This window comes from Streptomyces sp. DH10 (genome assembly GCF_029813805.1).
Classification (GTDB): Bacteria; Actinomycetota; Actinomycetes; order Streptomycetales; family Streptomycetaceae; genus Streptomyces; species Streptomyces coeruleofuscus.
Genome location: NZ_JARVKU010000031.1, coordinates 79147 through 89343, shown reverse-complemented (window position 1 = coordinate 89343; position 10197 = coordinate 79147). Strand labels below are relative to the sequence as shown.

General features: G+C 70.3%; 7 protein-coding genes. 5 read left to right on the top strand and 2 right to left on the bottom strand.

Going from position 1 to position 10197, the window contains the following annotated elements; all coding sequences use genetic code 11:
- Positions 1 to 175: 175 nt before the first annotated feature.
- Both QC385_RS39785 and QC385_RS39780 read right to left on the bottom strand, forming a co-directional pair.
- Entirely contained in the window at positions 176 to 1843 is a 1668-nt protein-coding gene (locus QC385_RS39785) for a hypothetical protein (RefSeq protein ID WP_279546284.1), read from the bottom strand.
- Between the two features lie 172 nt (positions 1844 to 2015).
- Entirely contained in the window at positions 2016 to 4214 is a 2199-nt protein-coding gene (locus QC385_RS39780; protein ID WP_279546283.1) for an elongation factor G-like protein EF-G2, read from the bottom strand.
- A 215-nt stretch (positions 4215 to 4429) separates the two neighbouring features.
- Here QC385_RS39780 and pgsA point away from each other — a divergent pair, with 215 nt between their 5' ends.
- From pgsA to QC385_RS39755, 5 genes are all read left to right on the top strand, one after another.
- On the top strand, positions 4430 to 5209 hold the full coding sequence (gene pgsA / locus QC385_RS39775) for a phosphatidylinositol phosphate synthase (RefSeq protein WP_279546286.1): 780 nt from the start codon (positions 4430 to 4432) through the stop codon (positions 5207 to 5209).
- On the top strand, positions 5206 to 6114 hold the full coding sequence (locus tag QC385_RS39770) for a phosphatidylinositol mannoside acyltransferase (RefSeq protein WP_279546282.1): 909 nt from the start codon (positions 5206 to 5208) through the stop codon (positions 6112 to 6114). Before pgsA ends, QC385_RS39770 begins: the two co-directional genes overlap by 4 nt.
- The gene (locus QC385_RS39765; protein ID WP_279546281.1) at positions 6111 to 7274 is read left to right on the top strand and encodes a glycosyltransferase family 4 protein; all 1164 of its coding nucleotides are present in this window, start codon (positions 6111 to 6113) and stop codon (positions 7272 to 7274) included. The genes QC385_RS39770 and QC385_RS39765 overlap by 4 nt, the downstream gene beginning before the upstream one ends.
- A 70-nt stretch (positions 7275 to 7344) precedes the next feature.
- On the top strand, positions 7345 to 7887 hold the full coding sequence (locus QC385_RS39760; RefSeq protein WP_279546280.1) for a hypothetical protein: 543 nt from the start codon (positions 7345 to 7347) through the stop codon (positions 7885 to 7887).
- Between the two features lie 576 nt (positions 7888 to 8463).
- A complete protein-coding gene (locus tag QC385_RS39755; protein WP_279546279.1) occupies positions 8464 to 10083 on the top strand; it encodes an AbfB domain-containing protein in 1620 nt (539 codons plus the stop codon).
- The last annotated feature ends 114 nt before the right edge of the window (positions 10084 to 10197 follow it).

Sequence of the window (10197 nt, the reverse complement as noted above, 5' to 3'; positions counted from 1 at the left end):
GCATCTGCCGCGTTGTCGTCGGTTGCCGACTCCCCCACGCTCGGCTTCGCTCGCGCGGGTGGTGCCCCCATCGCGTCGACGCCCTCCTCCGCCTTGCAGCTGCACGCACCAGACCCCGCTCACCGGCACTGAACAGCACCGTCGATTTCCTGCGGCCTGATCCAAACGACAGACCCTAGGCGTCGTACACATCGGCCTTCTTCGGCGAAGCCTCCTGAACCGCCCCGCTGAGCGCAGCCGACCTGGAGCCGAACTTCTCCACGTCCACCCCGTTTTCCCGAAGCACCTTCAGCGCCGCCGCGTGCACCACACGCAGCACAGGCGTAGCCGCCCGCAGCGCGTCGTCGGCCATGAACCGATGGCGCCACGGCTGGTCAGCCCAGGCGTGCCGCAGGCCGAACGGCTCCGGAAGCGTCAGGCTGCCGCCGAGCCAGTTCAGCAGCGGCGGATACCAGGTCAGCGGGGCGCGCGCGGCCAGCCGCACCACCTCGTCGGCGTCGATCAGCGGCAGCTTCACGGTGCGGGTCTCCCAGAACCGGAGAGCCTTCTGCACCGACTTCTCCTTGGCGGCGGGCTTCTCGTTGAACAGCGGGTTGACCGGTCCCAGGGCGTGGCCGGTGACCTCGATGCGCAGGGTGTCGTGCAGCACCGTCACCGTGATCAGCATCGTGATGACCAGGTGACCGTCCCAGAGGGTCCACTGCACGCCGAGATAGTGCCGGTCGCCGCTGCCGAACTGCTGCTTGTTGCAGATGTCCTGTATGGCGTGCGTCCGGACCGTGTACGCGTCGACGTCCGCGCCGCTCGGCCGGGACACCTCCGTCGCCTTCTCGCCGATCGGCGTGACGATCCAGTGCGTGATGGACGGCTTGGTGAAGCCACCGGTGTTGATGGACGTGCGCTCCAGCATGCCCAGGCCGCCCTGGATCGCCACGATGACGTCCCAGCTGCGGAAGGGGTGGAAGTCCTTGCCCGGCTCGGCGGACACCAGCTCCTCGGCCAGCTGCCAGCTGCCCCACCGCGTGCCCATGCCGAGTATGCCCTTGGGCCCGGCGTAGAAGACCGAGTTGGACCGCTGCTCGGCGCTCAGGCGCGCCAGCTCCTTGCGGACCTGCTCGGCGGCGTCGCCGGGATTGCCCGGAACCGCCTCGGGGATCTTGGCGCCCACGCCGCCGCCCGACAGCATGCTCGACCAGCGCTCCCGAAGGTCGGAGGCCGTCTGCTCGCAGACGTGCTTGGCCCAGAACCAGCCGACGACCGGCATGATGATCGCCGCGCGCGCGTACAAGCCCCAGAAGCCCGTGAACGGCATGCGGATCAGGAACAGCACGGCGAGCGCGCCCACCGCGACCAGCAGGGTCGTGGCGAGGGCGCCGGCGCGTTTGTCCTCGCGCTTGGCCATGGTGGTGCGCAGTGTGAACACCAGCAGCCACACGAAGAAGCCCGGCAGGAAGAGCACTCCGCAGATCACCGTGATCGCCGAGAGCCGGTTGTCGCGGTCGCGGCGGATGCGGTGGGCCGCCAGACAGTGCTCCACGACGACCTGGGGCTCGATGCCGAAGGACTGGATGACCGGCTTGCGCCCGGCGCCGAGCATGCGGTCGACGACGGCGCGGGAGAAGGCCTCGCCGAAGTTGGGGCGGAAGATCTTCGCCCAGGAGCGCGGCGGTGTCACCTTCGACTGGTGCCACTCGTTGTCGGCCTTGAGGATCTTGCTGACCTCGTCGTCCCGGTACGCCGCCGCGGCCAGCGCGTAGGTCGCCGCCGTCTGGCCAGCCGAACCCGCCAGAGGCACCTGGGCCCCTGGGCTGAAGTCGAATCCGTCCGTCACTGCCGCCCCCATCGCTGCCGCTTCCGCATCAAGCGGCCTTCCCGACTTCCGCGCTTCGCACACCTGTTGATCAGGTCATCAGCGTATCCGCAGGTACCGGCATCCGTCGGCGGGCGGTCCCCAAAACCGCCCGCCTGCGCAGAGAGAGCCCCCACCAAGGCCACTTGGCCCCCTCGGGCCCCAACTAGGAGGCTTTGCGCTCCTCTTCACGGACCCGGTCAGCGACCTGCTGCGGCATCGGCTCGTGCCGTACGTACCGGCGGCTGAAGCGTGCCGTGCCGTGCGACATCGACCGCAGGTCGATCGCGTAGCGGCCGATCTCGATCTCCGGCACCTCGGCCCGGATGAGGGTGCGCCCGCCGGGTGTCTGCTCGGTGCCGAGCACCCGGCCGCGCCGCCCCGACAGGTCGCTCATCACGGTGCCCACGAACTCGTCGCCGACCAGCACCGACACCTCGTCCACCGGCTCCAGCAGATGGATCTTCGCGTCGGTCGCGGCCTCCCGCAGCGCGAGCGCGCCGGCCGTCTGGAACGCGGCGTCGGAGGAGTCCACCGAGTGCGCCTTGCCGTCCAGGAGGGTCACGCGTACGTCGATGAGCGGATACCCGGCGGCGACCCCCTTGGCGGCCTGGGCCCGTACGCCCTTCTCCACCGACGGGATGAACTGCCGGGGCACCGCGCCGCCGACCACCTTGTCCACGAACTCGATGCCCGAACCGCCCGGCAGCGGCTCCACCTCGATCTCGCAGATGGCGAACTGCCCGTGCCCACCGGACTGTTTGACGTGCCGGCCGCGCCCGGCCGACTTGGCCGCGAACGTCTCGCGCAGCGACACCTTGTGCGGCACGACGTCGACCTGGACGCCGTAGCGGCTGCGCAGCCGCTCCAGGGCGACGTCCGCGTGCGCCTCGCCCAGGCACCACAGGACCACCTGGTGGGTGTCCTGGTTCTGCTCGAGCCGCATCGTCGGGTCCTCGGCGACCAGCCGGGCCAGGCCCTGCGAGAGCTTGTCCTCGTCCGGCTTGCTGTGCGCCTGGATGGCCAGCGGCAGCAGCGGGTCGGGCATCTGCCACGGCTCCATGAGCAGCGGGTCGTCCTTGGCGGACAGGGTGTCCCCGGTCTCGGCGCGGTTCAGTTTCGCCACGCACGCCAGGTCGCCCGCGATGACGTGCGGCACCGGGCGCTGCTGTTTGCCGAACGGCGTGGACAGGGCGCCGATCCGCTCGTCGACGTCGTGGTCCTCGTGCCCGCGGTCGGCCAGGCCGTGCCCGGAGACGTGGACCGTCTGGTCGGCGCGCAGGGTGCCGGAGAACACGCGGACCAGCGACAGCCGGCCGACGTAGGGGTCGGAGGAGGTCTTCACGACCTCCGCGACCAGCGGCGCGTCCGGGTCGCACGGCTTGAGTTCACGCGGCTTGCCGTCGATCGTCGTCACGCGCACCGTCTCGTGCTCCAGCGGTGTGGGGAAGCCCCGGGTGATCAGCTCCAGCAGCTCCACCGTGCCGAGCCCCTGCCGGGAGCCCTCGGCGGCGGGGGCTGCGGCCAGGACGGGGAAGAAGACCCCGCGTGCGACGGCCCGCTCCAGGTCCTCGATCAGCGTCTTGACGTCGACCGGTTCCCCGCCGAGGTAGCGGTCCATGAGGGTCTCGTCCTCGCTCTCCGAGATGATCCCCTCGATCAGCCGGTTGCGGGCCTCCTCGATCAGCGGCAGCTGGTCCTCACCCGGCTCCGACTCCTTGCGCTCGCCGGTCGAGTAGTCGAACAGCTTCTGCGACAGCAGCCCGATCAGGCCGGTCACGGGCGCGTGCCCGTCCGGCGCCTCCGGGCCGCGCAGCGGCAGGTAGAGCGGCAGGACCGCGTCGGGGTCGTCCGCGCCGAAGGCCTCCGCGCAGATCCGCGTCATCTCCTCGAAGTCGGCGCGCGCCGCCTCCAGGTGCGTGACGACGATGGCCCGGGGCATGCCCACGGCCGCGCACTCCTCCCACACCATGCGGGTCGAGCCGTCCACACCGTCCGAGGCCGAGACGACGAAGAGGGCCGCGTCCGCCGCTCGCAGACCGGCCCTGAGCTCACCGACGAAGTCGGCGTATCCGGGGGTGTCGAGGAGATTGACCTTGATGCCGTCCCACTCGACGGGTACCAGGGAGAGCTGCACCGAGCGCTGCTGCCGGTGCTCGATCTCGTCGTAGTCGGAGAGGGTGCCGCCGTCCTCCACACGGCCCGCCCGGTTCACTGCCCCCGCCATGAGCGCGAGGGCTTCCACCAACGTGGTCTTGCCCGATCCGGAGTGGCCGACCAGCACCACATTCCGTACGGACTGGGGGTGGTCGGCCGCCTGTGCCCTGCCGGCGGCCCCAGGGTGTGTCTGTGCCTTGTCGCCCATGATCCTGCCTCCCGTGCACGGTGAGGTCACTGTGGGCGCGGACACGCGGGATCCGCGTGCGGTGCGGCTCCGGCGACGCCCGCGGTTATTCGACCTTCCCACTCCCGTCACGGTGCGTCCATACGAAGGACGTGATCGCGCCCCGCCCCGCGCACCGGTGCGCCGTGACACGGGCCTCGGGTCCCGCCCGTCGCCCGCACGCGCGCGTGGCTACGATGGGCCAGCCGGTGGCCAGCAGGGGCCAGACGGCGACACCGACCCTCGGGAAGGCCATGCTGAACAAGTACGCGCGTGCATTCTTCACGCGTGTTCTCACACCGTTCGCCGCGTTTCTGATCCGCCGAGGGGTCAGCCCCGACACCGTCACGCTCATCGGCACCGCCGGTGTGGTCGCGGGCGCGCTGGTCTTCTACCCCGTGGGCGAGTTCTTCTGGGGCACGGTCGTGATCACGCTGTTCGTGTTCTCCGACCTGGTCGACGGCAACATGGCCCGCCAGCTCGGCCGCTCCAGCCGCTGGGGCGCCTTCCTGGACTCCACGCTGGACCGGGTCGCCGACGGGGCGATCTTCGGCGGCTTCATCCTCTGGTACGCCGGCGGGGGAGACGACCTCGTCCTGTGCGCCGTGTCGATCTTCTGCCTGGCGAGCGGCCAGGTGGTGTCGTACACCAAGGCCCGCGGCGAGTCGATCGGCCTGCCGGTCGCCGTCAACGGACTGGTCGAGCGGGCCGAGCGGCTGGTGATCTCCCTGGTCGCGGCCGGTCTCGCGGGTCTGCACGCGTTCGGTGTCCCGGGTATCCAGTACCTGCTGCCGGTCGCCCTGTGGATCGTCGCCGTGGGCAGCCTCGTCACGCTCATCCAGCGGGTCGTCACGGTCCGCCGCGAGTCCGCGGAGGCCGAGTCCGCGGAGGCCGAGGCCGCGACCGCCGCCTCCGAGCAGGACGACAATGAGGGCGAGCAGGAGAACGCCTCTCACGGGAGCGAGGCATCCACGTGAGCGCACAGGACCGCCTGACGGACGCCTTGTACGGCCTCGGCTGGAGCACGGTCAGGAAGCTCCCCGAGCCGGTCGCCGTACGGCTCGGGCACACCATCGCCGACCTCGCCTGGAAGCAGCGCGGCAAGGGCGTACAGCGGCTGGAGAGCAACTACGCGCGCGTGGTGCCCGGCGCGGGCCCCGAGCGCCTCGCCGAGCTCTCGCGCGCGGGCATGCGGTCGTACCTGCGCTACTGGATGGAGTCCTTCCGCCTCCCCGCCTGGAGCGAGGAGCGGATCAAGGGCGGCTTCGAGCCCAAGGGCCTGCACCACCTGACCGAGGGTCTGGCCGCAGGCAAGGGCGTCATACTCGCCCTGCCCCACCTGGCCAACTGGGACCTCGCCGGCGCCTGGGTCACCACGAAGCTCGGCATCAAGTTCACGACGGTCGCCGAACGCCTGAAGCCGGAGACCCTGTACGACCGGTTCGTCGCCTACCGCGAGGGTCTGGGCATGGAGGTCCTGCCGCACAGCGGCGGCACCGCCTTCGGCACCCTGGCCCGGCGGCTGCGCGACGGCGGTCTGGTCTGCCTGGTCGCGGACCGCGACCTGTCCGCCTCCGGCGTAGAGGTCGACTTCTTCAAAGACACGGCCCGGATGCCGGCCGGACCGGCCCTGCTCGCCCAGCAGACGGGCGCCCTGCTGCTCCCCGTCACCCTCTGGTACGACGACTCGCCCGTGATGCGGGGCCGCATCCACCCGCCCGTCGAGGCGCCCGGGTCGGGCACGCGCGCCGAGAAGACGTCTGTCATGACACAGGCGCTGGCCGACGCCTTCGCCACGGGGATCGCCGAGCACCCGGAGGACTGGCACATGCTCCAGCGCTTGTGGCTCGCGGACCTCGACCCTGCGAAGGGGACCTCGTGAGGATCGGCATCGTCTGCCCGTACTCCTGGGACGTACCGGGCGGCGTCCAGTTCCACATCCGGGACCTGGCCGAGTACTTCCTCCGCCTCGGCCACGAGGTGTCCGTCCTCGCCCCGGCCGACGACGACACCCCGCTCCCGCCGTACGTCGTCTCGGCGGGGCGCGCGGTGCCGGTGCCTTACAACGGCTCGGTGGCCCGGCTCAACTTCGGGTTCCTGAGCGCCGCCCGGGTGCGCCGCTGGCTGCACGACGGCGCGTTCGACGTGATCCACATCCATGAGCCGACCTCGCCGTCGCTGGGCCTGCTGACCTGCTGGGCCGCCCAGGGACCGATCGTCGCCACGTTCCACACGTCCAACCCGCGCTCCCGCGCGATGATCGCCGCGTACGCGATCCTCCAGGCCGCCCTGGAGAAGATCAGCGCGCGGATCGCGGTGAGCGAGTACGCCCGCCGCACGCTGGTGGAGCACCTCGGCGGGGACGCGGTCGTGATCCCGAACGGCGTCGACGTCGACTTCTTCGCCGAGGCCGAGCCCAAGGCCGAGTGGCAGGGTGACACGATCGGCTTCATAGGGCGCATCGACGAGCCCCGCAAGGGGCTGCCGGTGCTGATGAAGGCGCTGCCGAAGATCCTCGCCGCCCGTCCGCAGACCCGGCTGCTGGTCGCCGGGCGCGGTGACGAGGAGGAGGCGGTGGAGTCGCTGCCCGCCGAGCTGCGCTCCCGCGTCGAGTTCCTCGGGATGGTCAGCGACGAGGACAAGGCCCGCTTCCTGCGCAGCGTCGACCTGTACGTCGCGCCCAACACCGGCGGCGAGAGCTTCGGGATCATCCTGGTCGAGGCCATGTCCGCGGGAGCCCCTGTCCTCGCCTCCGACCTGGACGCCTTCGCCCAGGTCCTGGACCGGGGAGAGGCCGGCGAACTGTTCCCCAACGAGGACGCCGACGCCCTGGCCGACGCGGCCGTACGCCTGCTGGAGGACCCGGAACGGCGCGCGGAACTGCGCGAGCGTGGCAGCGCCCACGTGCGGCGCTTCGACTGGTCGACCGTCGGCGCGGACATCCTGTCCGTCTACGAGACGGTGACGGCGGGCGCGGCGGCGGTCGCGGAGGACGAGCGGGTGACCGGGTTGTGGGCCAGGCTGGGGTTCGCCCGGGACTGACGCAGATCCGGCAGGGCCGGGCAGGGCGGGGTGAACCGACGGCCTGGCCGGACCGCTAGCCTTGCCGCCCGTGACCACCACTCTCATCTGGATCGCCGTGGCCCTGGTCGCGGTCGGGCTCTATCTGAGCTGGACCGCCGGCCGTCTCGACCGTCTCCACGCCCGGATCGACGCCGCCCGGGCCGCCCTGGACGCACAGCTGCTGCGCCGGGCCTCGGTCGCGCAGGAACTGGCGACGTCGGGGGTCCTGGATCCGGCCGCCTCGATCGTCCTCTACGAGGCCGCACACGCCGCCCGTCAGGCGGTGGAGGAGCAGCGGGAGGTCGCCGAGAGCGAGCTGAGCCAGGCCTTGCGGGCCGTCTTCGGGGAGATCCAGCAGGTGGAGGCAGTGCGGGAAGCGCCCGGAGGCGAGGAGGCCGCCGAGGAGCTCGCGCAGGCGGTGCGGCGCGTCCCGATGGCCCGCCGCTTCCACAACGACGCCGTACGCGCCGCCCGTGCCCTGCGCCGGCACCGCAAGGTCCGCTGGTTCCGCCTGGCGGGCCACGCCCCGTTTCCCATGGCCTTCGAAATGGACGACGAGCCTCCGGTGGCCTTGGCGGACCGGGCCGCCTAGATCGATCTCTTTCGTGAATGAGGTCAACCGGCTTGTTTCTGCTCATCACCGAACTGCCCATGTTCGCACCGGTACAAAAATCATTGCGTGCCTCAGTGAATATGGGTTAACGTCTTGGCGGCCAGCCTGACCAGCATGGCCGGGCAGCGTGCCGGAGGGGACCAAAGGGGCAGTGATGCTTCAGCAGACCGGACGCTCCCAAATTCTCTGATTTGTGTGGGGGAAATCGAAATGGCGGACGTCTGCACTGCTGCGCTACCGAGTGTGTCTTCGACCCATGGCGCGGTAGGTATCCTCCTTTCCTGACGCTTCAGTGTTTTCGGACTGGCTGTTTCTCGCCTTCGTATTTTCGGGTTCCTGAAGACGCCGCCTGATTTAGCTTTTGACCTTCGCGTCTGCGTATCGCTGATTGGCGGCGTACGAGTGCGGCGCCGTGACGACCGGCGACGTACCACGTCCTTTTGCGCTACTCCACCGTGGCTGCCGCCCGCCGGGCGTCGGCGGCCATGTCCCCCTTCCCTGCTGCTCATTTGACGAGTTGCCCATATGCGGCTGAAGAAAGGTTTCATTACACCCATGAACAGCAAGCACATCGCTTCCGCACGTGTGGGGCGGATGGTGACGCGCGGCCTCGTGACCGCAACCGCCCTCGCGGCCGTCGCCGGCGCCGTCGCGCCAGGAGCGGTCGCCGACAGTTCTCCGGACGTCGCGGCAACGGACGTCGCGGCTCGTGCGGCAAGTATCGGGACGACCGACGCCCAACGTGTCGAGGCCGCAGCCGTGGTCCGTCTCGACCCGACCGCCGAGGTACTCCTGCTCAGCGACTACGACTTCATCCACGCTCTGTGGCAGAAGGCCAGCGACGCGGGTGAGAAGCTGGACGCGGTGCGCACCGCAGCCGAGCAGGCGATGGCGAGCACGGTCGCCGAGGACCACGTGCGCTTCATCGTGACCGGCGTCCACGAGGCGTACCGGCTCGACCAGCAGCGGGAGCGGGAGAAGGCTGAAGCCGAGCGGGTGGCTCGGTTAGCCAAGTCTCAGGTCCTGCTCACCATCGGCATCCCCAGCACTCCGGAACTGCTGGCCCTCAGCGACGACAACTTCATCCGGGCCGTCGCCAGGCACGAGGCGTCCGGTCCCGAGGTGCGGGCAGCGGCATTGCAGGCGCTGGTCGGTGAGCGGGCGGACTGGCGGGAGTTCATCGTCAACGGCGCCCGCGAGGCGCACAAGCGGGACGTGGCCAAGGAGTTGGAGGACCTGGCCGAGAAGGACCGCCTGGAGGCCGAGCGCCGCAAGGAACTCGCCGCGCGCAAGAACGCCGCGGCACTGTTCCGTATCACTCCTTCCGAGGCCATGCTCGGGCTGAGCGACGACAATTTCATCCGCGAGCTGCTGCGCCTGGCCGCCGCCGACCTGCACGGCACCGAGCTGTACGCCGAAGGGCAGCGCGCCACCCGCAGCTCCGACCCGGCCGTGTGGAAGGCGTACATCCACACCGGCGCCGACGCCGCGTACAAGCGCGATGACGAGAACCGGCGCAAGAAGCTCGCCGAGGCCAACCGCAAGCTCGCCCTCCAGATACAGGCCACCGCCGAGAACGGCGGAGTCAACCCCAACCTGGTCGCCGCTGCGAAGAAGGCCCTGGCCGGCAGCGACGACGACGTCGCAGTCTTCCTGAAGGCGGACACTCAGTACCGGCTCAAGCGTCAGTCCCTCAAAGCGTCGGGAGACGGTGAGTACGCGCGCCAGTCCAGCGCGAGCGGCGGGAAGGTCGTCCTCAACGGCACGCTCAAGAGCAGCAGCGCACTGGCCGACCGCGAGGACGCCACCTGGGTCATCGTGCCCTCCCTCGCCAGCCAGCCCGGCTGCTACTCCTTCGAGTCCGTGCGCAAGCCCGGCTACTACCTCAGGAGCGGCAAGGCCGAGCAGGACGGACTGCGCGTGGAGGTCGCTGCGGACGATCGGAGTGCCACGTTTCGGAAGAGTGCCACATGGTGCACCCGGCCGTTCGCTGGGCTGCCCACCAATGTGGCCTTCACGCAGGCCGCCGGTAGCGGCGTGAACTGGCTCGCGCCCACGATGACGGAGGTCTACGCCCGCTCCTCCCCCAGGTTCATTCCGCCCGGTGGTCTCCCTGGGGATGTTTCGAAGGTGCGCAATGCGGCCTGGCGGGTCACCGCACCGATGGCGCCCTGACGAGAAAAGTGGATGTCGGCGCCGGTGCGCCGACGCCGGCATCGCGCGCGAGCGAACTCCGAACGACGAACCGCCGTGCGCGTACCCGCCAAGAGGGAGAGAGCAGCAGTGGTG

Coding starts and splice junctions, on each gene's coding strand:
- QC385_RS39785 (WP_279546284.1), bottom strand. CDS start 1,843: ATGGGGGCGGCAGTGACGGACGGATTCGACTTCAGCCCAGGGGCCCAG.
- QC385_RS39755 (WP_279546279.1), top strand. CDS start 8,464: ATGAACAGCAAGCACATCGCTTCCGCACGTGTGGGGCGGATGGTGACG.
- QC385_RS39780 (WP_279546283.1), bottom strand. CDS start 4,214: ATGGGCGACAAGGCACAGACACACCCTGGGGCCGCCGGCAGGGCACAG.
- pgsA (WP_279546286.1), top strand. CDS start 4,430: ATGGGCCAGCCGGTGGCCAGCAGGGGCCAGACGGCGACACCGACCCTC.